The organism is uncultured Alsobacter sp. (assembly GCF_945952055.1).
In the GTDB taxonomy this organism is placed as follows: Bacteria; Pseudomonadota; Alphaproteobacteria; order Rhizobiales; family Beijerinckiaceae; genus Alsobacter.
The window spans coordinates 1-24087 of the sequence record NZ_CAMFHB010000056.1 but is presented as its reverse complement, the minus strand read 5'-3'; the positions used below and the strand labels follow the sequence as shown (position 1 = coordinate 24087).

Genomic DNA, 24087 nt, shown 5'->3' with positions numbered 1-24087 from the left:
CCGTGTGCCAGTTCCGACGGCGGCCGAGCGAAGTCGAGTGCCATTCCGCGCGGAGTCCGCATGTTCCTGTTCACCACGCCAGCCTCGCCGCAGACGGACAAGACGGCCGGACAGGCCGGGCCGTCGGCCGGCAATCCGGTGGTGGACGCCATCCGCACCGGCTCGGAGCGCACGGGGGCGGATTTCGGCTACCTGCTGTCCACCGCCCGGCGCGAATCCTCGCTCGACCCCGACGCCAAGGCGACCTCGTCGAGCGCCACGGGCCTGTTCCAATTCATCGAGCAGACCTGGCTCGGCGTGGTGAAGGGCACGGGGCAGAACCACGGGCTCACGCCCTATTCGCAGGCCATCACGGAGAAGGGCGGCCGCTTCGACGTCACCGACCCGTCCATGAAGGCGCAGATCCTGGCGCTGCGGAACGATCCCAAGGTCGCTGCCATCATGGCGGGCGAGCTCACCCGCAAGAACGCCGCCATGCTCTCCTCCTCGCTCGGCCGCCAGCCCAGCGAAGGCGAGCTCTATGCCGCGCATTTCATGGGCGCGTCCGGGGCGGCCGATCTCATCCGCGCGGCCTCCACCCAGCCGACGACCCGGGCGGCCGATCTGTTTCCCGACCAGGCGGCGAGCAATAAGGCCATCTTCTACGACAAGGGCACCGGCCAGGCGCGCAGCGTCTCCGAGGTGCACGCGCTGCTCGTGAGCGGGCAGGGCAAGCTCGCCGTGCCGTCCGTGCCGCAGCTCTCCGGCGATCCCTCCACCTGGCTCGGCAGCCGGCCCACGGAGCAGCCGCTCGCCGCCGCCTATGTGGAGGGCGGGCCGGCCATGCACGGCCTCTTCCGCACCGAGGGGCCGCGCGGCCCCGTGAACCAGGCGGTCGAGAAGCTGTGGTCCCGGCCGGCCTCCGCCAGCGCCTCCACCCAGGATGCGCCGCGCTTCTTCCCGCGCAGCGAAGGCACGCTGAAGCCCACCGCCTCGCCCACGGTCGCGCCGGTCTCCGGCAACGGGCGGTCCGTCGTGCCCACCCCGCAGGTGCTGGCGCCGAAGCCCGCCGACGTGCCGCTGCCGCCCGCCCGCACCGCCGCCGTGCAGGTGCAGACCCCGGCGCAGGTGCCGCTCCTGGGCCAGGTGAAGGCCGCGGCGCAGGCTCCCGCCGCCGCGCCGGCCGCCAAACAAACCCAGCCCGCCGCTGCCCGCAGGGGCCAGCCGCTCGATCTTCTCGCCTTCATGAAGCCGGGGATACGCTCGTGATCGTCAGACGCTATCTGACCTGGATGCAGTCGGCTCCGGCCGAGGCCCGCGCCGCCGCCACCGGCGCGCTGGCCCGGGCCTATCTCTTCTCCGGCATGGGGCCGCAGGAGCGGGCCGAGGCCGAGAAGGCGCTGACCCTGGTGCTCGACGATCCCTCGGCCATGGTGCGGCGAACGCTCGCGGAAAGCCTCGCCCATGCGGAGGAAGCGCCCGCCCACATCATCGCCGCGCTCGCCGACGACGTGAGCGAGGTGGCCGCCATCGTGCTGTCGCGCTCCACGCTCCTGGCCGATGCCGACCTCGTGGACCGCGTCGCGACGGGCGACGCCCTCGTGCAGACCGCCATCGCCACGCGGCCCGAAGTGAGCGCGCCGGTGTCCGCCGCCATCGCCGAGGTCGCCGAGGCCGAGGCCGTCTGCGCGCTCGCCGCCAATCCCGGCGCCCGGCTGCCCGCCTTCTCCATGGCCCGCATCGTCGAGCGCCACGGCACCGACCCGTCCGTGCGCGACGCGCTGATGGGCCGGGCCGATCTGCCGCCGGACGTGCGGCTGTCGGTGGTCCGGGCCTTGTCGGAAGCGATCGGCGCCGCCGGCTTCGCCGGACGCGGCGGCCTCGCCGCGCGCGAGGCGTCGGACAAGGCCTGCGTGGACGTGATCCTGGGCAGCCCGGACGACGACGTGCCGGCGCTGGTGGACCGGCTGCGGCGCGACGGCCGGCTCACCCCCATCCTGATCCTGCAGGGCGTGCTCAACGGTGACCTGCGCCTGCTCGGCGCCGCGCTCGCGCTGCTCTCCAGGCAGAAGCCGTCCCGGGTGAAGGGCCTCGTCAACGAGGGCAGGGGCCCCGCCTTCGAGGCGCTGTGCCGCAAGGCGGGCCTGCCCGGCGGCCTGCTGCCGGTCATCGAGGCCGCCATTGCCGCCCGGCGCGTGGTCATGGCCGAGGAGTTCCCGCCGCGCGGTCCTGCGCTCACCCGGCGCATCACCGCGCTGACGCTCGAGGGCTGCAAGCGGCGCGGCGTCGCGGAGGACGAGAGCGTCGTCGTCTCCTTGCGCCGCATCGAGACCGAGGCCGCCCGCGAGGAGGCCCGCCTCGTCGCCGACAGCATGCTGGCGGCCAACCCGGCCCACCTGCAGGTTCCCATGATGCTGTCGCTGCAGCAACTCGCCATGCCGATCGACCGCATCGCGGCCATGCCCGGCCCGGCCATCGCGCTCGCCGACTTCCGCCCCGCCGTGCCCGAGCTGCCCGAGGTGGCCGAGGCCCCCGCCATCCCGTCGCTGCTGCCGCCCGAACGCATGGACGAGATCCTGGCCGCCATGGCCGAGGTCCTGTGGAGCGAATCCGGCCCCGCCAAGCCCGCCGCGGACGAGGCCCAGGCCGAAGCGGCGTAGGCCGGGCGGCGAACCCGGGGCGCGTTACGTCCCGACGGCAGTCCGCGCGACCGCGTCGTCGGGCGCCTGGCGGCGCGTTTCCATCGTGTCGGTGAACAGCTCGATCTGCGACTGGATGCGCTTGGCCTCGGCGTCGAGGTCGCGCGCCAGGCGCAGGACGTCCATGGCGCTGGCGTTGGCGGATTCCGCCGCATCCTCCACCACGCCGGCGCTGCGCACGGTGTCGCGGACGTCGTTCTCCGCGGCGCGGATGTTCACGGCCATGTCGCTCGTCGAGCGGCTCTGCACCGCCACGCGCTCGGCGACGTCGGCGCTGGCGGAGCGGCTTTCGCCGATCCGCGCGCGAATGCTCTGCAGCGCCTCCGTGCTGCGCTGGCGGGCCGTGTGAATCGAGCCGATCTGGCGGCTGATCTCGCTGGTCGCGACGGTGGTCTGCGCGGCGAGCGCCTTGATCTCCGCGGCCACCACCGCGAAGCCGCGGCCGGCCTCCCCGGCGCGGGCCGCCTCGATGGTGGCGTTGAGGGCGAGGAGGTTCGTCTGGCTCGCGACGCTGCGGATCAACGTCGCGACCGTCTCGATGTGGGAGCACGCGTGGTCGAGCAGGCCCACGGCCTCGTCCGTGCGGTCGGCCTCGCCCAGCACCTCGGCGACCGTCAGGGCGGATCGCGTGGTGTGCGCCGCGATGTCCTGGCCCGCCGCCGAGATGTCCTCGGCACTGGCCGCCACGGTCCCCACATGGTCGGCGGCCCGCGCCAAGGCCTCGACCGCGCCGCGGCTGCCGTGCCGCACCCGGCCGGAGGCCACCGTCAGCCGCTCGGAGAAGGTGGCGATCTCCTCGATCATCGCGCCCAGGCGGTTCACGGACCGGCCGAGTTCCTTGTCGAAGGCGAGCACCTGCGCCCGGGCTTCGGCCTCCTGCTCGAGCTTCTTCTGCCGCTCGGCCGCCTGCAGGATCTCGCGCGCCTGGTCGGCCGCCACGCCTTCGGCCTGCGCGAGGCTGTGCAACGCCGCCTCCTGCCGCGCGGCCGACCGGCAGAACCAGACGACGCCGAGGGCGATGACGGTCAGGATCGCCCCGACGATGATCGCCGCGCTTACGGCGGTCTCCGTCCACTTCCGGAAGACCGTCACGCCCGGAACGTTGATGGCCACCACGAGAGGGTAGTCGGGCACTAGGCGCGAGCCGATCAGGCGCTGCGAGCGGTCGGCTGGGTCGGTCACGCGGGGCGCGGTCGTCAGCAAGACGGACGAGGTGCCCCCGTCGGCCAACCCCTGCAGGGCCGGCCCGGTGGCCATCGTCCCGATGACGCGCTCGGCCCACGGGGAGCGGACGAGGAAGGCTCCGTCGCGCCGGTACAGGGTGATGATCGTCTCGGGGTCCCGCACGCTCTCGTAGAACTGGTCGAAGAAGGCGAGTTCGACGCCGACCATCGCGATCGCCAGCGTCTCTCCGTCACGCGAAACGATCTTCCGGGACAGGAACACGGTCCAGCGGCCGGTCACACGGCTCTTCGCGGGCGCGGATACGAAAACCTCCAGCTTCGGCTCGGCCAGGTGAGCCTGGAAGTAGTCGCGGTCCTTGACCGTCTCGGTCGACGGGATGGGCGAACTCGCCTGGGCCAGGAAGCGGCCCTCCAGGTCGACGATGGCGACCGTCGAGGCCTGGGGCACCCCGCGCATGCGGTTGGCCAGGAGCGTGTGCGTGAAGGGGTTTCCGAAGCGCCGCCTGGCCTGCTCCACGTCGAGCGGCGCGCCGTCCAGGTCCTCCACGATGCTGCGCAGGGCGAGGTCCGCGGCCTTGAAGGTCTGGTGCGCGTGGGCCGCCAGCATCGAGGAGTGCTTGGCCATCTGCTTGCGCCACTCCTCCAGTTGATTCTCCCGCGCCTGCCAGAGCAGGGCGCCGACGCCGCTCACGAACAGCAGGGCGATGGCGAGGCCGGTGACGATCGCACGCAGCCGTCGGCCCCATCGCGAGGGGCGGGCAAGCGACGTCCTTGTGGGTCTGTCAGCCGCCGGCATGCGCTGCGGTACTCCAAGCCGTCCTGTGGGCCCGGGGGAAAGCCTGCGCGGGTTGTAGCGCCCTGAGGATGAGATTGCGTTAACGTTAGGAATTTAATCAAAATCAACGGCCGATTTACCGGAATCGGCGCGCGGTTTTGGCGGCTCGGAGGTCGTGAATGGTTCGGCGGTCCAGCCTGCCCCTGCCTCCGCGTCCGGGCCGGCTCGGCCCGGCCATCCACGACGTGAGAATGGCCCCGGCGCGCTTTCCCTCCCCTGCAGGGGAGGGTGGATCGCGCGAAGCGCGAGACGGGTGGGGGCGGTGCCGCAGGACTTGGCGCGACGACAGGGCCGGCCCCGGCATATCCGCTCTTTCTTTGCCGCTGTCCCCACCCGTCAGCCGCTTTGCGGCTGCCACCCTCCCCTGCAGGGGAGGGAGAGCGCCCTTCCTTCGGACTCGAGTGAGATGTGTGCATCCCGAAGGGCCGAGCCCGTGCAGGACGGCTGACGGGGCGGACTGGAGCAATCAGGTGCAAAGCTGCGCCTGAAGACCAATCCACAGGCCCTCAATAGCCGAACTGTTCCAGCAGGATCCGCTCTTCCAGGCTGTGGCCGGGGTCGTGGAGCATCACGAGGTCGACGGAGCGATCCATGGCCACGTCGACGCGGCGGACGCTGCGGAACTCGAAGTGGTCGGCCACCGCGCTCACGGGGCGCTTGTCCGATTCCAGCACCTCGATGGCGATGCGGGCGTGGTCGGGCAGCAGGGCGCCGCGCCAGCGCCGGGGGCGGAAGGCGGAAATGGGGGTCAGCGCCAGCAGCGGCGCGTCGAGCGGCAGGATCGGGCCGTTGGCCGAGAGGTTGTAGGCGGTGGAGCCCGCGGGCGTCGCCACCAGGATGCCGTCGGCGACCAGTTCCGGCAGGCGCGTCTTGCCGTCGATGGAAATGCGCAGCTTGGCCGCCTGGTAGGTCTGGCGCAGCAGGGACACTTCGTTGATGGCGCGGGCCGTGTGGGTCTTGCCCTCGTCGTCGGTGGCCAGCAGCAGCAGCGGGTGCACGACGCTGCGCTCGGCCCGCTCGAGGCGCTCCTGCAGACCGTCCTCGGTGAACTCGTTCATGAGGAAGCCGACCGAGCCCCGGTTCATGCCGTAGATCGGCTTGCCGGTGCCCATGAAGCGGTGGAGCGTCTGCAGCATCAGGCCGTCGCCGCCCAGCGCCACCACCACGTCCGCCTCGGCGGGGGCCGCGTCGCCATAGGCGTCGGCGAGGTGCCGGTGCGCCTCGATGGCGTCCGGGGTCGTGCTGGCGACGAAGGCGATCCTGGAGAAGCGGCGCATGGGTCCGTCCGGGTTGGGCCTGGGCGGGTTGTTTAGCACGGGACGACGAAAAGCGCGTGTCGGGCGCGCAGGCCCGTCAGGCGAAGAGCTCCGGCCGCCGCAGCCGCAGCGTCTGCACCAGCACCAGCGTCTTCATGTCGAGGAGCGTGCCGGCGTCGGCCTGGGCCGCGAGCTCGGCCAGCGGCACCTCCAGCACGGTGATGTCCTCGTGCTCCTCGGCCAGCCCACCGCCGGCGGCGATGCGGTCGGCGGCGTGGAAGGGGGCCAGGAACAGGTGCACCTTCTCGGTCGACAGGCCCGGCATGGGGTAGGCCGCGCCGGCGGGCTCGGCCCGGTCGAGCCGCACGCCCGCCTCCTCGAGGGCCTCGCGCGCGGCGCAGGCGGCGGGGTCTTCGCCGTCCTCCAGGAGGCCGGCGGGCACCTCGGTCAGCGCCTCCGGCCCGCCCGCCACCAGCAGGGGCGGGCGCATCTGGCGCACCAGCAGCGCGATCCTGCGCTCGGGGTCGTAGGGCAGCACCGCCACGGCCGGGCCGTGGTCCTCCACCTCGCGCAGGATCACCTGTCCGTCTGGCGTGCGCAGGCGGAACACGCGGTAGCAGGTGAAACCGTCATGGACGGTACGGGCATCGATGATGGTGGTGGTCATGGCGGATCCGGTGAGCTGAGACTCACCAGTAGCCCTTCGCAGAGACCATTTGAAGGCAGGGTGGGGGACCCATCAAATCGGGTTTGCTGCCACCTCTCCACCGTCCTGCCCGGGCTTCGGCCCGGGCATCCACGACTTCGGCGGGAAACATGGCCTTTGCCCCGGCAAAGTCGTGGATGGCCGGGCCGTAGCCCGGCCAGGACGACCGAGGGGGGAGCGGGAGAAAGAGACTTCAGTCCAGCAGGCTCTTCAGCGTCACCGGGCGGTTTTCGCGCACGCTGGTGTAGGCGGCGACGCCGGTCAGGAGCGACATGGCGCCGGCTTCGGCGCCGGCGCGCTGCTCCAGCGGGTCGCCCTTGTCGGAGCGGAAGAGCTGGTCGCGCAGCTTGTCGTCGCCGCCGAAGTGGCCGCCCTTCTTGGTCGGGATCCAGATGCGCTCCACGCCCTTGAAGTTGCGGATCAGCAGGATCTGGTCGGCCGGGGGCTCGACCCAGGGCTGGTCCTCGTACTGGCGCACCTCGATGCGGCCCTTGGTGCCGTTGAACGCGAGGTGGTAGCCCTCGATCGGCATGGCGGCGTTCAGCGAGTAGGACGCCTGCACGCCGTTCTCGAACAGGATCGCCGCGCTCATCGTGTCGTAGATGTCGATGTCCTCGCGGAACACGCAGGCGTCGCGCACGTAGCCGTCCTCGGCCGAGGGGGCCTCGTAGAGCATGTCGAGCCAGGGGTCCTTGCCGATGTCGAGGAAGAAGTCGCATTCGCCCTTGTGCGGGCAGATCTTGCAGCGCGGGCCGCGGAACGGGCCGTTGCGGCCGTAGACGTTGAGGGCGCCGTGGGCGGTTACCTGGCGCGGCACCGACTTCAGGTACCAGTTCAGCAGGTCGAAGTGGTGGGTCGCCTTGTGCACGAACAGCGTGCCGGAGTTCTTCGCGTAGGCGTGCCAGCGGCGGAAATAGTCGGCGCCGTGGCGGGTGTCGAGGTACCAGTGGAAGTCGACCGAGGTGACCTCGCCGATGGCCTTGTCGAGCAGCAGCTGCTTGATGCGGGTGGCGGTCGGCGCATAGCGGTAGTTGAAGGTCACGTCGACGCGGCGGCCGGTGCGGCGCTCGGCATCCAGGATCCGCTTGGCCTTCTCGGCCGTCGTGGTCATGGGCTTCTCGGTCACCACGTCGACGCCGGCTTCCAGCGCCCGGACGATGAAGTCGTCATGCGTGTGGTCGGGGGTGCAGACGATCACCTTTTGCGGCTTCACCTCGCGCAGCATGGTGTCGAAGTCGGTGTACATGGGGGCATTCGTGCCCATGGCCTGGCGGGCGCCGGCCATGCGCTGCGCATTGATGTCGCACAGCGCCACCATCTCGACGTCGTCGCTCCAGCCGTCGATGAGCTCCTTGCCCCACATCCCGCCGCCGCGGTGGCCGGTGCCCACCAGGGCGACGCGGTGCTTGTTGGTTCCGGTGGGGGCCATGGTCGTCTCTCCCTGCGAATGCGCGCTCGGCCATGCCCGGTGTCCCTGGCCTCCCGGTGAGGGCGCCGCGGCGGACAGTCCGGATATAACCGTTTGGTTACAGCCACCACGCCGGGGTGCCCCGGTCAAGACCGGAAAGGGCGGGGGACACGAAAATTTGTCGTATGACCTGACGACAGGATGAGCTAAGGATGGCGCGGCGCGATGAGGGCGATGGCGGCGTCGGCCATCAGCGTTCCCCACCGCTCCAGCTCGGCCGGGTCCGTGAGGTCCCGGTTGAACGAGGCCGACAGCGTGTAGCGGTTGGACAGGTACATCCAGCCCACGCCGGCCATGGCGACATAGACGTCCACCGGGTCGAGGCCCGCCCGGAAGACGCCCTTCGCGGCGCCGCGCTCCAGCAGGTCGGAGAGCACGCCCACGAGGGGGGAGTTCACGGTCGGGGCCCAGGCGGCGGCGCGCAGCACGCGGGCCCGGTTCATGTTCTCGGTGGCAATGAGGCTGAGGAATTCGGGATGCTCGATGAAGTAGCGCCACGTGAACAGGGCGAGTTCGCGAATCCCCGCCTCGGGGTCGCGGTCGCGCAGGTTCAGGCGCCGCTCCGCGCCCCGGATGCCGTCGTAGATTTGCTGCAGCACGCGCTCGTACAGCGCGTCCTTGTCGCCGAAGTAATGGTAGAGCATCCGCTTGTTGACGCCGGCCCGGGCCGCGATGGCGTCGATGCGCGCCCCGCCGAAGCCGTGCTCGGAAAACTCGTCGATGGCCGCCGCCAGGATGGCCGCGCTGGTGCGCTCCGGATCCCGCACCGCGCCGGACTTGCGGCCGGGCCGGGCCTTGGGGGGCAGCCGTCGGGCAGGGCCGCCGTCCTTGTCGGTCTTCTCGATTGCGCTCACGTCGACATGTCCGCCCGCCGCGATGTGCCTGCGGCCCGTCGCTGCGGCGCGCGCCGGGCTCTTGGGGGCCGGTTTGCTCCGGCTTGGCGCCGTGCCCGCCGGGGGCGCGGCGCGGGCGCTGTTGACAGCCACCACAAACGCGGTAGCTTGTAACCAAATGGTTATAAGCGCCCCCGGGCCACGAGGGCAAGGGCGCTGAGGGAAGAAACGCCGGGCCGTCGTCCCGGCCTGAAGGGGAGAGGAAAGCAATGTCCAAACTGACGATCGATCGTCGTCGCCTGCTGCTGGCGGGTGCCGGTGCGGCCGGCCTCTCGGCCATCGGCGCGCGCCCGAGCTTCGCGCAGCAGGCCGTGCGCATGCGCATGTACTGGTGGGGCGGCAAGGATCGCGCCGACCGCACCATCGCCACCAACAACGCCTACAAGGCGAAGTACCCGAACACCACGATCGACGGCGAGACGCTCGGCTGGGGCGACTACTGGCCGCGCATGGCCACCCAGGCCGCCGGGCGCAACCTGCCCGACGTGATCCAGATGGATTACCGCTACATCTTCGAATACGCCCGCCGCGGCGCGCTGCTGGCCACCGACCAGTACCTGGGCAAGGGCCTGAACATCGCCGACTTCGGCGGCCCGGCCACCGATTGCGGCCGCGTCGACGGCAAGCTCTACGGCATCAACCTCGGCATGAACTCCTCGGCCGTCCTCTATTCGAAGGACGCGTTCGCCCAGGCCGGCATCAAGCCGCCGACGCACGAGACCTCGTGGAAAGAGTTCGCGCAGATCGCGGCCGAGCTCACCAAGGCGGCGAAGAAGGACGGTTTCTACGGCACCGCCGACGGTGGCGGCGTGGAGCCGTCGTTCGAGGGCTGGCTGCGCATGCGCGGCAAGGACCTCTACACGCCGGACGAGAAGCTGGGCTTCACGGCCGATGACGCGACAGAGTGGTTCGCGATGTGGGACGAGATGCGCAAGTCCAAGGCCTGCGTGCCGGCCGACGTCGCCGCACTCGACAAGCTGACGCCCGAGTCGAGCATGCTCATCCTCGGCAAGTCCGCGGTCGCCTTCGCCCACTCCAACCAGCTCGTGGCGTACCAGGCCCTGACGCCCCAGAAGCTGGCCATGACGATGTACCCGAACGTCGGCCCCGGCTCGAAGCTCGGCCACTACCTGAAGCCCTCGATGTTCTGGAGCATCGCGGCGACGACCAAGAACCCGGAGGAGGCGATCCGGATCGTCAACTTCTTCGTGGCCGAAGCCGAAGGCGCCAAGCCGATCGCCGCCGAGCGCGGCGTGCCGGCCTCCGCCGCCATGCGCAAGGCGATCACGCCCGAGCTCGACGATCTCGGCAAGGCGATGGTCGACTACATCTCCTTCGTCAGCGACAAGGTCGGCGCCCTGCCGCCCCCGCCGCCGAAGGGCGCCGGCGAAATCCAGTTCGTGCTCAAGCGCGTGAACGAGGAAGTCGGCTTCGGCAAGACCAAGGTGACCGACAGCGGCAAGGTGCTGGTCACCGAGGCGGCTTCGATCCTCGCCCGCGGCTGAGCGGACGAGGCCGTTCGACAAAAAACGGCCGTAAGGACACAACGTGGCGATAGCAAGCATCGAGAGCGGCGGCCGTCAGGCCGCCGCAGCCAGCATTGCACCCCGGCGGCGGAAGAACTGGTCCGGGTACCTGTTCCTGCTGCCGTGGCTCGCGGGCTTCCTGCTGTTGACGCTGGGGCCGACGCTCGCCTCGCTCGTCCTGTCCTTCACCAATTTCGATCTCATCGGCAGCCCGCGCTACGTCGGCACGGCCAACTACGTCCGCATCTTCACCGCGGACGCGAAGTTCTGGACGTCGCTGAAGGTGACGTTCCTCTACGTGGCGCTGGCGGTGCCGTTCAAGCTCGCCTTCGCGCTCGCGGTCGCGATGATGCTCAACAAGGGCATCCGCGGCCTGCCGGTCTACCGGGCGCTCTTCTACCTGCCCTCGCTGCTCGGCGCGTCCGTAGCCATCGCCGTGCTGTGGCGCAAGATCTTCGCCGGCGACGGCCTGCTCAACCAGGTGCTGGGCCTGTTCGGCATCCAGGGCCCGAGCTGGATCTCCAACCCCGACACCGCGCTCTACACCCTCGTCGCCCTGTCGATCTGGCAGTTCGGCTCGCCGATGATCATCTTCCTCGCCGGGCTGCGGCAGATCCCGCAGGACATGTACGAGGCCGCCAGCCTCGACGGCGCCAGCCCCGCCCGCCAGTTCTGGAAGATCACGCTGCCGCTGCTGACGCCGGTGCTGTTCTTCAACGCCATCGTGCAGACGATCGATGCCTTCAAGGCGTTCACGCCGGCCTTCATCATCTCGGAGGGCACCGGCGGGCCGGTCGACTCGACGCTGTTCTACACGCTCTACCTCTACCAGGAGGCCTTCGCCTATCTGCGCATGGGCTATGCCTCGGCGCTCGCCTGGGTCCTGGTGATCATCATCGCCTGCTTCACGGCGTTCTCGTTCCTCAGCGCGAAATACTGGGTGCACTATGACGACTGAGGCCCGCACGGCCCTCGCCGATGAGCCCAAGCGCAGTGCCTGGGCCTCGCTCGCCATCCACGCCGGCCTGTGCGCCGCGTCGATCGTGATGCTCTATCCGCTCCTGTGGATGCTCTCGAGCTCCTTCAAGGACGAGCAGGACATCTTCAGCCACGGGCTCTCGCTGTGGCCGACCCACCTCAACTTCGATGCCTATCGGCGCGGCTGGGGCGGGCTCACGGTCGGCTTCGACGTGTTCTTCTGGAACTCCGCCGTCATCGCCGTGCTCGCCGTCATCGGCAACGTGATGAGCTGCTCGCTCGCCGCCTATGCCTTCGCGAGGCTCGAGTTCCCCGGCAAGAAGTTCTGGTTCGCGCTGATGCTGGGCACGCTGATGCTGCCCTACCACGCCACCCTCATTCCCCAGTACGTGCTGTTCCTCCACCTCGACTGGGTGAACACCATCCTGCCGCTCGTCGTGCCGAAGTTCCTGGCCGCCGACGCCTTCTTCATCTTCCTGATGGTGCAGTTCTTCCGCGGCCTGCCGCGCGAGCTCGACGAGGCCGCCCGCATGGACGGCTGCGGGCCCTGGCGCATCTACTGGAAGATCATCCTGCCCCTGTCGACGCCGGTGCTCGCCACCGCGGCGATCTTCACCTTCATCTGGACCTGGGACGACTTCTTCGCGCCGCTCATCTACCTCAACGACATGGCCTCCTACACGGCCCAGCTGGGGTTGCGCGCCTTCGTCGACTCGAGCGGCAAGTCGGACTTCGGCGCGCTCTTCGCCATGTCCGTGCTGACCCTCGTCCCCGTCCTCGTCTTCTTCTTCTTCTTCCAGCGCCTCCTCATCGAGGGCATCGCCACCACCGGCATGAAGCGCTGACGAAACCCGACTGGAATCCGCATGTCGCTCTTCGATTTCGCCGTCATCGGCATCAACCACGACCACATCAACGGCCAGGTGAAGTTCATGCTGGAGGCCGGCTGCACCTTCAAGGCGTTCTACGCGCCTGAAGATGCCCTGGCCGAGCCCTTCGCCCAGCGCTTCCCCATGGCCAGGCGCGTGGCCGACAAGCGCGAGATCCTCGAGGACCCCGCGATCAAGCTGATCGTGTCGGCCGCCATCCCGGGCGACCGCGCCGCGATCGGCATCGAGGCGATGCGGCACGGCAAGGACTTCATGTCCGACAAGCCCGGCCTCATCTCGTTCGATGAACTGGCGGAGGCCCGCAAGGTCCAGAAGGAGACCGGGCGGATCTACTCCATCCTGTATTCCGAACACTACGAGACCCGCTCGACCGTGAAGGCGGGCGAGCTGGTCCAGGCCGGCGCCATCGGCAAGGTGGTCCACACCATCGGCCTCGGCCCGCACCGGATCCGCAAGGACCAGCGGCCGCCGTGGTTCTTCAAGCGCGCCCGCTATGGCGGCATCCTGACCGACATCGGCTCGCACCAGGCCGAGCAGTTCCTGTTCTTCTCCGGCGCCAAGGATGCGCGGGTGCTCTCCGCGACGGTCGGCAACAAGGCGAACCCCGACAAGCCCGAGCTCCAGGATTTCGGCGACATGCATTTCGTCGCCGACGACGTCACCGGCTACGTGCGCGTCGACTGGTTCACGCCCGACGGCCTGCCGACATGGGGCGACGGACGCCTCGTGATCCTCGGCACCGAGGGCACGATCGAGCTGCGCAAATACGTCGACATCGCGGGCCGGCCGGGCATCGACCACCTGTTCCTCGTGGACAAGAAGGGCATGCAGTACGTCGACTGCTCGGCCGTCGAGCTGACCTACGGGCGACAGCTGGCGCACGACGTCCTCAACCGGACGGAGACGGCCATGACGCAGGAGCACTGCTTCAAGGCGATGGAACTGGCGCTCACCGCGCAGGCCGTCGCCGAGGGCCGGATGGCCCCGGCCGCGCGCTGACCGCACGACACTCGCGCGCCGGGCCGCGGCCCGGCGTCCCGCAGACCGGACTCATGGACTGAACCAGGATGACCCGCAGGACAGTCGCCGTCGTCGGCCTCGGCATCGGCAAGTCGCACCTCGAGGAGGGCTACGCCAACCTCAAGGACCGCTTCGAGGTGCTCGTCGCCTGCGACCTCGACAAGGACCGCCTCGCCACGGTGGGGGATGCCTACGCCATCCCGCGCCGCACCACCTCCTTCGACGAGGTGCTGGCGATGCCTGACGTCGACATCGTCGACATCTGCACCCCGCCCATGGTGCACCTGCCGATGATCGAGGCGGCGCTGAAGGCCGGCAAGCACGTCATCTGCGAGAAGCCGCTCGTCGGTTCCCTCAAGGACCTTGCCGCCGTCGAGGCGGCCGAAAAGGCCTCGCGCGGCACCGTGATGCCGATCTTCCAGTACCGCTGGGGCAACGGCTTCCAGAAGGCCAAGCACATCGTCGATGCGGGCCTTGCCGGAAAGCCCTACGTGGCGACCGTCGAGACCCACTGGCTGCGCGGCGCCGCCTACTACGCGGTGCCGTGGCGCGGCAAGTTCGCCACCGAGCTCGGCGGCGTTCTGATGACCCACGCCATCCACATCCACGACATGCTGTGCGAGCTGATGGGGCCGATCGACACGCTCTACGGTCGCACCGCGACGCGCGTGAACACGATCGAGGTCGAGGACTGCGCCGCCGCGACGCTGACCATGGCGAACGGGGCGCTGGTGAGCCTCAACGCGACGCTGGGCTCCCGTCCGGAGATCAGCCGCATGCGGCTGTGCTTCGAGAACGTGACCTTCGAGAGCGGGCTCGAGCCCTACGCGCCCGGCAACGATCCCTGGACCGTGACGCCGTCGCCCGACGCCAAGGACGCCATCGAGGCGGCGCTCGCCGCGGTGAAGCCCGTGCATCCGCGCTTCCGCGGCCAGCTCGAGGCCTATGCCGAGGCCCTGGACGCCGGCCGCCCCTTGCCGGTGACGCTGACCGATGCGCGTCGTTCGCTCGAGATGATCACCGCCTTCTACCATTCGGCGGAGACGGGCGAGCCCGTGCGCCTGCCGATCACGCCCGCCCATCCGAAATACGCCAGCTGGCGCCCCAACGGCGCCTGATCTCGCCGCCACCCGCACTCAGGAGGAGCCCCCGTGGCCCGAGTCGTTCTCGAGAAGGTCGTGAAGCGCTATGCCGAGGTGGAGGTCATCCACGGCGTGGACCTGCAGATCGAGCCCGGCGAATTCGTGGTGTTCGTCGGCCCGTCGGGCTGCGGCAAGTCCACGCTCCTGCGCATGATCGCGGGCCTCGAGGAGATCACGGGCGGCACGCTGTCGATCGACGGCGAACGGCTCAACGACACGCCCGCCGCCAAGCGCGGCATCGCCATGGTGTTCCAGAGCTACGCGCTCTACCCGCACATGAGCGTCTACAAGAATCTCGCCTTCGGCCTCGAGACCGCGCGCATGCCGCGCGCCGAGATCGACAAGCGGGTGAAGGAGGCGGCGCAGATCCTGCAGATCGAGCCGCTGCTGCAGCGCAAGCCCAAGGCGCTCTCCGGCGGCCAGCGCCAGCGCGTCGCCATCGGCCGCGCCATCGTGCGCGAGCCACGGCTGTTCCTCTTCGACGAGCCCCTGTCGAACCTCGACGCGGAGCTGCGCGTGCAGATGCGCGTCGAGCTCGCCAAGCTGCACAAGCGCCTCGGCGTGACGATGATCTACGTGACCCACGACCAGGTCGAGGCCATGACCATGGCCGACAAGATCGTGGTGCTGCGCTCAGGGATCGTCGAGCAGGTCGGCCGCCCGCTCGACCTCTACAACCACCCCGCCAACCAGTTCGTCGCGGGCTTCATCGGCTCGCCCAAGATGAACTTCCTCAAGGGCGAGGCGACGGGCTCCGACGCTTCGGGAACCGGCGTGCGCATCGGCGGCCAGACCTTCGCCCTGCCGGGCGTCAAGGCGCCGGCCGGGCCGGTGACGTTCGGCGTGCGTCCCGAGCACGTGACGACGGCGGAGGGGGCCGGCATCACGCTCGGCCGGGCGAAGGTGCAGCTCGTCGAGCACCTCGGCGGCGAGACCATCGTCTACGCCGCGCTCGACGACGGCCAGGCGCTCACGGTCTCGCTGTCGGGCCAGCGCCCCATCCAGATCGACGACGTGCTGGAACTCCACGCCGACCCCTCCCGCTGCCACCTCTTCGGCGCCGACGGCCGCACGCTGGCGGGGTAGGGCTCAGCCCAACCTCCACCTCTCAGCACGTCCTGCCCGGGCTCGGCCCGGGCATCCACGACTTTGCCGGGGCCATCCTCAAGTCGTGGGTGGCCGGGCCAGGCCCGGCCATGACGGCCCCAGGAGAGCGCGCACGCCTCAGCCCACCAGGGAGCCGGGGTGTCCGTCTCACCCCCAAGGCCCGCGCCGGCGCTGCCCGCCCCAGGGGCCCTGAGCCGCCGCACCTGAGGACGCCGGCGCGGCCATGCCGCCGCCCGCGCCCATCTCGCGCGCCTGCTGCAGCAAAGCGGCGATGCGGTTCTCCGGGTTGGGGTGGGTGGAGAACAGGTTGTCCATCCGCGCCCCCGACAGGGGGTTGACGATGAACATGTGCGCCGTCGCCGGGTGATGCTCGGCCGCCATGCTGGGAATGGCCTGGGCGCCGTGGGACAGCTTCTGCAGGCCCGTGGCGAGCCAGGTCGGGTCGCCGCAGATCTCGCCCGCGGCGCGGTCGGCCGCGTATTCGCGGGTGCGCGAGATCATCATCTGCACGACCATCGCCGCCATCGGGGCCAGGATCATCATCGCGATGGTGCCGATGGGGCCGAAGCCGCTGTTGTTGCGGTTCCCCGACGAGAACAGCATGCCGAAATTGGCCAGCATCGAGATGGCGCCGGCGATGGTCGCCGTCAGCGTCATGATCAGCGTGTCGCGATGCTTGATGTGCGCCAGCTCGTGAGCGATGACGCCCGCCACCTCCTCGCGGCTGAGGAGCCGGAGCAGGCCGGTGTTGACCGCCACGGCCGCGTTCTCGGGATTGCGGCCGGTGGCGAAGGCGTTCGGCTGGTCGTCCTGGATGACGTAGAGGCGCGGCATCGGCAGGCCGGCGCGCTGCGCCAGCTCGGCCGTCATCTGGTAGAGATCCGGCGCCTGCCGGGCATCGACCTCCTGGGCATTGTACATGCCCAGCACCATGTGGTCGGCGTTCCAGTAGCCGTAGAGGTTCGTCGCGGCCGCCACCGCGAGCGCGATCAGCATGCCGGTCGCTCCGCCCAGCGCATAGCCGATCGCCATGAAGAGCGCGGTCATTCCGGCCAGCAGGGCCGCCGTCTTGATCGTGTTCATTCCATCCTCCGCCACGCCGGTTGCGTGGCCGGGAGAAAAGATTGGGATTCGGTAAGGCCGGCACAAGGGCCGGCGCGGCCTCAGCCGGCCCGGCGGATGAGGAACACTTCCACCGCGCCGTCCCGCCGATGCGCCTCCAGCCGGTCGCCGGTGCCGTTGAGCATGTGCGGGATGTCGATGGCCGAGAGCGGGTCTGTGCTCTCCACCTGCAGCAGGCGTCCGGCGGCGAGGCCGGCCAGGGCCTTGCGCGTGCGCAGGACGGGCAGGGGGCACTTCAGGCCGCGGAGGTCGAGGATGAGCGGGGCAGGGGCCCCGTCGGGTGCTGTCATGGGGCGACGATAGAGGGCGCGGCCGCCGCCCTGTCAACCGGTGGACAGGCCCGGCGAAATGGGTCAGATCGAACCGTCAGGCGCGGACGGACGGGGATGGCACAACTCGGCAAGGACAGTTTCGCGGCCGGGGACGGGCCGATGGCGGTGGAGGAGGGCGTGGCCCTCCTGGCGGCGCGCATCGCTCCCGTCGCGGGGATCGAGACGGTCGGCCTGGCCGACCTCGACGGCCGGGTGCTGGCCGCGCCGATCCTGGCGCCGATCGACCTGCCGCCCTTCGACAATTCGGCCGTCGACGGCTACGCGGTGCGCCATGGCGACCTCGCCGTCGGCAAGGAGTCGCGGTTCCCCGTCGTCGCCCGCATCGCCGCCGGCATGGCCGGGACGCCGCTGCCGGACAGGAGCGCCATCCGCATCTTCACGGGTGCGCCCATGCCGCCCGGTGCCGACACCGTCTACATGCAGGAGGACACCCGGCTCGAGGGCGGCGAGGTGATCCTGCCCGCGGGTCTGGCGCCCGGCGCCAACCGCCGGCTGGCGGGCGAGGACGCGGTCGCGGGCCACCCCGTGCTGGCCGCGGGCCGGCGTCTCGTGCCCCAGGACGTCGCGCTGCTGGCCGCGCTCGGCCTCGCCGGCGTGCCGGTCCGCCGCAGGCTGAAGGTCGCCGTGTTCTCGACCGGCGACGAGGTGGTGCCCCCGGGCCAGCCCCTGCGGCCGGGCGCGCTGCACGATTCGAACCGCTTCGCCCTCATGGCGATGCTGCGCCGCCTGGGCTGCGACATCGTCGACCTGGGGATTCTGGCCGACGAGCGTGCCGGCGTCGGCCGGGCGGTCGCCGCGGCCGCGGCGTCCTGCGATCTCGTCGTCACCTCCGGCGGGGTGTCGATGGGCGAGGAAGACCACGTGCGCGCGGCGCTGTCGGAGGTCGGCTCGCTGGTCTTCTGGAAGCTGGCGATCAAGCCGGGCCGCCCGGTGGCGATGGGCATCGTGGCCGGAACGCCGGTGGTGGGCCTGCCCGGCAATCCCGTGGCGGTGTTCGTCACCTTCGCCCACGTCGTGCGGCCGCTGCTCGCGGCGCTCGCGGGGGAGGCGTATGCGCCGCCCGCGCCGGTGCCGGTCGTGGCCGGCTTCTCGTTCCGCAAGAAGACGGGGCGGCGGGAGTATCTGCGCGTGCGGCTCCTGCCCGACGGATCCGGCCGGCCGGTCGCGCACCTGCACCCGCGCGAGGGTGCCGCGGCCATCACCTCGCTCACAGAGACGGACGGGTTCGTCGTCCTGCCCGAGGACAGGACGGTCGTGGAGCCGGGCGAGGCGCTCGGGTTCCTGTCCTACGCCGTGCTGCGCTGAGCGGCCGCGCCCCGCGCGTACAGGACTTCGGCCTGCTCCAGGTCCTGAGGCGTGTTGGCGTTGAAGAACGGATCGAGCGGGTTCGCCTCCCACGGCACGGTTTCGGCGTGGTGGCGCGCGGCCCAGTCGCCGACCCGCCGCATCCCCTCCCGCTCCACCGCGTCCCGCAGGTCGTCCCGTAGCGTGCTCGACCACAACGCGGTCAGGGGATGGCGGCGGTCGAGGGAGGTCGCGCAGACGATCTTCGCGCCCGTCTTCCGCATGTGCGCGGACAGCCTCTCCACGAGGTCGGCGGGGAGGAAGGGGCAATCTCCCGGGACCGTCAGCACTGGTCCTGCCTGGTCGAGCCCGCTCTGCCCGTGCTGGTCGGCCGCCCAGTCGAGCGCGGCGAGGACGCCGCCGAGCGGGCCGGCATCGGGTGTGCCGTCGCTCACCACGGGCAGCGCGAAGGCCGCGTAGCGCGACGGATCGCCGTTGGCGTTGATCGCCAGGGGCGCGCATTGCGGGGCCAGCCTGTCCACGATGTGCCCGACCAGCGGCCGGCCCGCCAGGAGGCGCAGCGGCTTGTCGCCGCCGCCCATGCGGCGGGACTGCCCGCCGGCCAGGATCACGCCCGGGACGGTGCGGGCGTCCACGGGTCAGCCCGCGTGGTCGTCTTTGCCGCCCTCGCTTTCGCCGATCAGCGTGTCGACGGCGATGATGGCGCTCTCGAGCTCGGCGATCTTGCGGATCACGCCGTCGGGGGGAAGACGCCCGGTCCGGGCCGCATTGACGATCAACTCGCGCTGCGCGGCCTTCAGGGTCTGCGACAGGGTCATGAGCTCGTTCATCGGACAATCCTGTTCAGCGCCATGTGACGCCAGGAAAAAGAGATGGCTGCGGCTCGCTCCGGTCAACCGGGCCGCGGCATGAGGTGCCCGCACCTTGGCCGAGGTTTCGGCGAAGGGAAGGGCCACGCGTGGTTTTCAACGGGAAAGTGGCCAAAGTCCTGGTGGTGCCCCCGGAGAGGATCGAACTCCCGACCTTCGGTTTACAAAACCGCTGCACTACCGCTGTGCTACGAGGGCGCGACGCAGGTTCTGCCCATCGACGCGCTGTCTGTCAACGGCGCCGGACCCGGGCGCCGGAGACGCCGCCGTCCCCCGATTTGCGCGGATTTGTCGCGTGCGCGAGCCATTCATCCACCATTCAGCCGCAAAGGCGCAGTCCTATTCCCATCGGAATACACCTTGAGACCCTGGGAGTTGCCCCATGATCCGCAAGACCTGGAAAAGCGGCGTCCTCGCCACGCTGGCCCTGGCCGGTTTCGCCGCCGTCGCGGCGTCCCCCGCCGAGGCGCAGTATTATCATCGCAACCGTGGATGGTCGCCCGGCGCGGCCGCGGCCGTGGGCGCGGTGGGTGGACTGGCCCTGGGCGCCGCCCTGGCCGCGCCCCGGCCCGCCTATGGCTACTACGCGCCGCCTCCGCCGGCCTATGGCTACGCCCCGCGGCCGGTCTACGTGGCTCCGCCGCAGCCCGTCTATGTCGAGCCCGCGCCCGAGTGCTTCTTCCGCCGCGAGCGCGTGTGGGTGCCCGGTTGGGGCTGGCGCGTCCACCGCGTGAGGGTGTGCGAAGACTACTGAGCCGCGATGGCCGGAAGGCCGCGCATCACGACAGCAAAAAGGCCCCGGCGCGAGCCGGGGCCTTTTTCGTATCTGTGGGGGAGGGCGCGGGCGTCCGCGCCCTCGGCCGGATCAGTCGCCGGCGTAGATGTCCCGGTTCTTCGTCTCGGGGACGAAGATCAGGCCGACCACGAAGGTCATCATCGCGATGACGATCGGGTACCAGAGGCCGGCATAGATGTCGCCGGTGGCCGCCACGATCGAGACCGCGATCGGGGGCAGCAGGCCGCCGAACCAGCCGTTGCCGATGTGGTAGGGCAGCGACATGGCGGTGTAGCGGATGCGGGTCGGGAAGAGCTCGACCAGGGCGGCGGCGATCGGGCCGTAGACCATGGTGACGAGGATCGCCAGGTAGATCAGGACCACGATCAGCATCGGCTGGTTGATCTTCGCCGAGTCCGCCTTGGCCGGATAGCCGGCGGCGGCCACCGCGGTGCCGACGTCCTTCAGGAAGGCGGCGCGGGCGTCGGTGAAGGCCTTGCCCTCGAGCTTGTTGCCGTCGATCGAGTTGATGACCTTGTCACCGACCTTCACGACCGCGACGGAGCCGGGAGCGCCGTTGGCGATCTGGTAGTTCACCGACAGGCCGATCAGGCCCTGGCGAGCGACGTCGCAGGAGGACTTGAAGACCTTGCCGCCGACGGGGTCGAACAGGAAGTTGCAGTCGGCGGGATCGGCCGTGACCGACACCGGGGCGGAGGCGAGCGCCTTCTCCAGGTCCGGGTTGGCGAAGTGCGTGATCTGGCGGAAGCCCCACTGGTAGGTGAGCGCCGCGAGGATGCAGCCCGCCAGGATGATCGGCTTGCGGCCGATCTTGTCCGACAGCCAGCCGAAGAACACGAAGCCGAGCGTTGCGATCGCCAGGGCGACGATGATCGCGGTGTCGGCGATGTTGGCGTCGACCTTCAGCGTGTTGACGAGGAAGATGCGGGCGTAGAACTGGCCCGTGTACCACACCACCGCCTGGCCGGCCGTCAGGCCGAGGAGGGCGATGATCGCCACCTTCGCGTTGCGCCATTCACCGAAAGCTTCCGACAGCGGGGCCTTGGAGCCCTTGCCCTCGTCCTTCATGCGCTGGAACACCGGCGACTCGTTCAGCTGCAGGCGGATCCACAGCGAGATGCCGAGCAGGATGATCGAGAAGAGGTAGGGAATGCGCCAGCCCCACACCGCGAAGTCGGCGGTGGACATGCTGTTGCGGACGATGGCGATGACGAGCAGCGACACGAACAGGCCGATCGTCGCCGTGGTCTGGATCCACGAGGTGTAGAACCCGCGGCGTCCGCCCGGAGCGTGCTCGGCCACGTAGGTCGCGGCACCGCCGTACTCGCCGCCGAGCGCGAGGCCCTGCAGCAGGCGCAGCGTGATCAGGATCACCGGGGCGAGGAAGCCGATGGTCTCGTAGGAGGGCGTCAGGCCGACCAGGAAGGTCGAGAGGCCCATGATCAGGATGGTGACGAGGAAGGTGTACTTGCGGCCGACGATGTCGCCGAGGCGGCCGAACACCAGCGCGCCGAACGGACGCACGAGGAAGCCCGCGGAGAAGGTGAGCAGCGCCACGATGAACTGAACGTTCGGGTCGAACATCGTGTAGAAGCGCGCGCCGATCTGGGCGGCGGTCCAGCCGTAGAGGTAGAAATCGTACCACTCGAAGACGGTCCCGAGCGAAGAGGCGAAGATCACCTTCTTCTCGTCGGCCGTCATCGGACGCACATGGGCGTCCGCGACACCGGTTGCCATGCTCATGCCAGCACTCCTTGTTGTTCCATCACCCGTGCCGAGGGGCGCCTGGCGTCAGCCAAAACAGTCCCTGTCGGGCTCCTGCCTGCCGGCACGGCGCCCGCTCCTCAGCGTCGGTTCGTTGCGAAGTGGCGTGGACCTCGATCCCGCCGGGTTTCCCTCCGGCACCGTTGACCGGTGCACGTCCTCATGTTGGTGCCGGGCGGACCCGGAACGGGGGAACGCGTCACACGACGCCATTTCCTGAACGCAATCTAACCCACAGGCCGAAAAAGCGTGATTCAACCTTCGTCTACAGACGATTAGTGTAGAATGGCCGAGCCTCCGCCAGGCCTGCCGCGGCTTCGGTCGCGGGGCACCCCGGCGCCGCGTCGAGCGCCGCGCGCAGGGGTTGCGGATCCCGCCGCCAATCGTCCCGAAACGGGACGAAAAAGGGCTAGTGCCTTGCCGCGGCGTTTACTTGCCGTAAACTCCCTCGCCGATGCGGCGTGTGTGCTGAGTGGAGTTGCGTCATGGGTTTCGTCCGAATCGCCGTCCTTGCGGCCGCCGTCGCGTCGTCCGCGCCGGCCTTCGCCGCTCCGCAGGCCGGTGCGCGCGTCGCCTCCGTGGGCGCGGTGCGTCCGGGCCCGGTCATGGTTCATCGCCCGGTCATGGCGCCGCCGCGCGGCTCGCACGTCTTCAGCCATGGCCCGCTCGACCGCCCGCACGCCGTGCGCCGCACCTGGACCAGCTTCGGCCCCATCGGGTGGGGGCCGGCGGTGGCGCCCACGGTCGTCGTGGTCAACACGCCCGGCGCGGCCCGGGCGCGGCCCGTCCTGCCCACCGCCGCCGATCTCCCGACGGCGGCCGACCTGCCCGTCGTCAACATCGTGCGGGAGCCGGCGGATCCGGCGCTGTTCTACGTGATCAACGACCTGAGCCGTGGCCGGTCGACCCGGTCCGGAGGCGCGCGCATCATCCACGCCGGCCCCGCGCTGCCGATGGCTCACGCGCCGGGCGAAACCTTCTCCGAGAGCGGCCCGCGCATCATCGAGCTCACCGCCCGCTGACCCTCAGAAGCGGCCGAGCGCCTTGCCGACGGCGTAGAGCGAGACGGCGGCCGCATTCGAGACGTTGAGGCTCTTGATGGCGCCCGGCACGTCGAGCCGGGCGAGCACGTCGCAGCGTTCGCGCGTGAGCCGGCGCAGGCCCTTGCCTTCGGCCCCCAGCACGAGCGCGACGGGCGGACGGGCGACCGCTCCCTCCAGCGCGACGCTGCCTTCCGAATCGAGGCCGACGCGCCAGTAGCCGCGCTCGCCGAGCAGCGTCAGGGCCTGGGCGAGGTTGCCCACGGTGACGAGCGGCACGTGTTCCAGCCCGCCCGAGGCGGTCTTGGCCAGGACCCCGGTCGCCTCCGGACTGTGCCGGTCGGTCACGATCACCGCCGTCACGCCGAACGCCGCGGCGCTGCGCAGGATGGCTCCCACGTTGTGCGGGTCGGTCACCTGGTCGAGCACGAGCACGAGGCCGTCGTCGGGCAGGTCGTGGATGTCGAGGGAGGGCAGGTTGTCCACCTCGGCGACGACGCCCTGGTGCACCGTGTCGGGACCGACCAGCCGGTCGAGGTCGGGGCCGGTCGCGGTGGTGGTGGGCACGCGGCTCACGGGCACCATCTCGGCCAGGCGCTCCGCCGCGTTCGCCGTGGCGAACAGCCGGTGCACCACGCGCCGGGGGTTGCGCAGCGCCTCGGCCACCGCGTGGAAGCCGTAGAGCAGGGGCCGCCCGGTGCGCCGCGGCGCCTCCTGCGCCGGTGCCTCGCGCCGGGGGTGCTCCCGACGGGGACGATCGGCCTCCCGCGGATCCCATCCCCGGGAGCCATGGCCGCCTTCGCCTTTGCCGGTCTGGCCCTTGCCGCTTTGGCCTTGGCCGCCTGGGCCCTGCCGCCTCGCCATGTCGCTCTCCGCCGCGCGTCGTTCCGCACGGCATGTCGCACGGCGCGACCTGCCCCGCAACGCCGGTGCCGATTCCGTGTTGACTTCACCCGGCGCCCTCACCATAAAGCGCCCCACGTGAGCGCCGCCTTCGGGCGGCTCTTTCGTGACCGGCACCCCTCGGGTGTACCGGAAGCTGGGACGGGGGAATGTCCCGAGCGGCAAAGGGGGCGGACTGTAAATCCGCTGGCTAAGCCTTCGTAGGTTCGAGTCCTACTTCCCCCACCAGCCTTCGCCCTTCGGGCTACGGCTCGGCAAGCCGCAGGCTTGACG

General features: G+C 70.3%; 22 protein-coding genes and 2 tRNA genes. 12 read left to right on the top strand and 12 right to left on the bottom strand.

What is annotated here, in order from left to right:
• Window positions 1-60: 60 nt before the first annotated feature.
• Window positions 61-1248: a lytic transglycosylase domain-containing protein gene (locus Q0Q47_RS27075; RefSeq protein WP_293867584.1), complete on the top strand. Its 1188-nt coding sequence runs from the start codon at window positions 61-63 to the stop codon at window positions 1246-1248.
• Window positions 1245-2639 (top strand): DUF2336 domain-containing protein, encoded by a 1395-nt coding sequence (locus Q0Q47_RS27070; RefSeq protein ID WP_293867582.1) that lies wholly within the window; start codon window positions 1245-1247, stop codon window positions 2637-2639. The genes Q0Q47_RS27075 and Q0Q47_RS27070 overlap by 4 nt, the downstream gene beginning before the upstream one ends.
• 24 nt (window positions 2640-2663) lie before the next feature.
• On the opposite strand, the gene Q0Q47_RS27065 is transcribed toward Q0Q47_RS27070, so the two are convergent.
• The 5 genes from Q0Q47_RS27065 to Q0Q47_RS27045 form a co-directional block, all read right to left on the bottom strand.
• Window positions 2664-4658, bottom strand: coding sequence for a methyl-accepting chemotaxis protein (locus Q0Q47_RS27065; RefSeq protein WP_293867580.1), 1995 nt, complete (start codon window positions 4656-4658; stop codon window positions 2664-2666).
• A gap of 545 nt (window positions 4659-5203) precedes the next feature.
• A complete protein-coding gene (locus tag Q0Q47_RS27060; RefSeq protein ID WP_293867578.1) occupies window positions 5204-5974 on the bottom strand; it encodes an NAD kinase in 771 nt (256 codons plus the stop codon).
• A gap of 76 nt (window positions 5975-6050) precedes the next feature.
• Entirely contained in the window at window positions 6051-6620 is a 570-nt protein-coding gene (locus Q0Q47_RS27055) for an NUDIX hydrolase (protein WP_293867576.1), read from the bottom strand.
• A gap of 232 nt (window positions 6621-6852) precedes the next feature.
• The gene (locus Q0Q47_RS27050; RefSeq protein WP_293867574.1) at window positions 6853-8088 is read right to left on the bottom strand and encodes a Gfo/Idh/MocA family oxidoreductase; all 1236 of its coding nucleotides are present in this window, start codon (window positions 8086-8088) and stop codon (window positions 6853-6855) included.
• A 185-nt stretch (window positions 8089-8273) separates the two neighbouring features.
• Window positions 8274-8933 carry a TetR/AcrR family transcriptional regulator gene (locus Q0Q47_RS27045; RefSeq protein WP_293867605.1) on the bottom strand — a complete coding sequence of 220 codons (660 nt, stop codon included), beginning with the start codon at window positions 8931-8933 and terminating at the stop codon, window positions 8274-8276.
• Between the two features lie 296 nt (window positions 8934-9229).
• On the opposite strand from Q0Q47_RS27045, the gene Q0Q47_RS27040 reads away from it, so the two are divergent.
• The 6 genes from Q0Q47_RS27040 (at window position 9230) to Q0Q47_RS27015 (ending at window position 15662) form a co-directional block, all read left to right on the top strand.
• Complete coding sequence (locus Q0Q47_RS27040) at window positions 9230-10525, top strand: extracellular solute-binding protein (protein WP_293867572.1); 1296 nt, start codon at window positions 9230-9232, stop codon at window positions 10523-10525.
• Window positions 10526-10619: 94 nt separating this feature from the next.
• Window positions 10620-11504 carry a carbohydrate ABC transporter permease gene (locus tag Q0Q47_RS27035; RefSeq protein ID WP_293867603.1) on the top strand — a complete coding sequence of 295 codons (885 nt, stop codon included), beginning with the start codon at window positions 10620-10622 and terminating at the stop codon, window positions 11502-11504.
• Window positions 11494-12369, top strand: coding sequence for a carbohydrate ABC transporter permease (locus tag Q0Q47_RS27030; RefSeq protein ID WP_293867570.1), 876 nt, complete (start codon window positions 11494-11496; stop codon window positions 12367-12369). Before Q0Q47_RS27035 ends, Q0Q47_RS27030 begins: the two co-directional genes overlap by 11 nt.
• A 21-nt stretch (window positions 12370-12390) precedes the next feature.
• Window positions 12391-13413 carry a Gfo/Idh/MocA family oxidoreductase gene (locus Q0Q47_RS27025; RefSeq protein WP_293867568.1) on the top strand — a complete coding sequence of 341 codons (1023 nt, stop codon included), beginning with the start codon at window positions 12391-12393 and terminating at the stop codon, window positions 13411-13413.
• A gap of 68 nt (window positions 13414-13481) precedes the next feature.
• Window positions 13482-14552 (top strand): Gfo/Idh/MocA family oxidoreductase, encoded by a 1071-nt coding sequence (locus tag Q0Q47_RS27020; RefSeq protein WP_293867566.1) that lies wholly within the window; start codon window positions 13482-13484, stop codon window positions 14550-14552.
• A 33-nt stretch (window positions 14553-14585) separates the two neighbouring features.
• Entirely contained in the window at window positions 14586-15662 is a 1077-nt protein-coding gene (locus Q0Q47_RS27015; RefSeq protein WP_293867564.1) for an ABC transporter ATP-binding protein, read from the top strand.
• Window positions 15663-15830: 168 nt separating this feature from the next.
• Here Q0Q47_RS27015 and htpX read toward each other — a convergent pair whose 3' ends face one another.
• Together htpX and Q0Q47_RS27005 are read right to left on the bottom strand one after the other, a co-directional pair.
• The gene (gene htpX, locus Q0Q47_RS27010; RefSeq protein WP_293867562.1) at window positions 15831-16766 is read right to left on the bottom strand and encodes a zinc metalloprotease HtpX; all 936 of its coding nucleotides are present in this window, start codon (window positions 16764-16766) and stop codon (window positions 15831-15833) included.
• A gap of 80 nt (window positions 16767-16846) precedes the next feature.
• On the bottom strand, window positions 16847-17095 hold the full coding sequence (locus Q0Q47_RS27005; protein ID WP_293867560.1) for a sulfurtransferase TusA family protein: 249 nt from the start codon (window positions 17093-17095) through the stop codon (window positions 16847-16849).
• Window positions 17096-17191: 96 nt separating this feature from the next.
• On the opposite strand from Q0Q47_RS27005, the gene glp reads away from it, so the two are divergent.
• A complete protein-coding gene (glp, locus tag Q0Q47_RS27000; protein WP_293867558.1) occupies window positions 17192-18442 on the top strand; it encodes a gephyrin-like molybdotransferase Glp in 1251 nt (416 codons plus the stop codon).
• Here the strand turns inward: glp and mobA are convergent.
• The 3 genes from mobA to Q0Q47_RS26985 all read right to left on the bottom strand — a co-directional run bounded on the left by mobA (window position 18424) and on the right by Q0Q47_RS26985 (window position 19509).
• On the bottom strand, window positions 18424-19077 hold the full coding sequence (mobA, locus tag Q0Q47_RS26995) for a molybdenum cofactor guanylyltransferase MobA (RefSeq protein WP_293867556.1): 654 nt from the start codon (window positions 19075-19077) through the stop codon (window positions 18424-18426). The two genes, glp and mobA, sit on opposite strands and share 19 nt — an antisense overlap.
• Before the next feature lie 3 nt (window positions 19078-19080).
• The gene (locus Q0Q47_RS26990; protein ID WP_293867554.1) at window positions 19081-19272 is read right to left on the bottom strand and encodes a hypothetical protein; all 192 of its coding nucleotides are present in this window, start codon (window positions 19270-19272) and stop codon (window positions 19081-19083) included.
• Window positions 19273-19434: 162 nt separating this feature from the next.
• Window positions 19435-19509: transfer RNA gene (locus tag Q0Q47_RS26985), tRNA-Thr, on the bottom strand.
• A gap of 184 nt (window positions 19510-19693) precedes the next feature.
• Here Q0Q47_RS26985 and Q0Q47_RS26980 point away from each other — a divergent pair.
• Window positions 19694-20065 (top strand): hypothetical protein, encoded by a 372-nt coding sequence (locus Q0Q47_RS26980; RefSeq protein ID WP_293867552.1) that lies wholly within the window; start codon window positions 19694-19696, stop codon window positions 20063-20065.
• 111 nt (window positions 20066-20176) lie between these two features.
• Here Q0Q47_RS26980 and Q0Q47_RS26975 read toward each other — a convergent pair whose 3' ends face one another.
• Window positions 20177-21850: an MFS transporter gene (locus tag Q0Q47_RS26975; RefSeq protein ID WP_293867550.1), complete on the bottom strand. Its 1674-nt coding sequence runs from the start codon at window positions 21848-21850 to the stop codon at window positions 20177-20179.
• Window positions 21851-22356: 506 nt separating this feature from the next.
• On the opposite strand from Q0Q47_RS26975, the gene Q0Q47_RS26970 reads away from it, so the two are divergent.
• On the top strand, window positions 22357-22893 hold the full coding sequence (locus Q0Q47_RS26970) for a hypothetical protein (protein ID WP_293867548.1): 537 nt from the start codon (window positions 22357-22359) through the stop codon (window positions 22891-22893).
• 3 nt (window positions 22894-22896) lie between these two features.
• On the opposite strand, the gene rlmB is transcribed toward Q0Q47_RS26970, so the two are convergent.
• Entirely contained in the window at window positions 22897-23775 is an 879-nt protein-coding gene (gene rlmB / locus Q0Q47_RS26965; RefSeq protein WP_293867546.1) for a 23S rRNA (guanosine(2251)-2'-O)-methyltransferase RlmB, read from the bottom strand.
• Between the two features lie 182 nt (window positions 23776-23957).
• Here rlmB and Q0Q47_RS26960 point away from each other — a divergent pair.
• Window positions 23958-24042 (top strand) — tRNA-Tyr (locus Q0Q47_RS26960).
• Window positions 24043-24087: the final 45 nt, after the last annotated feature.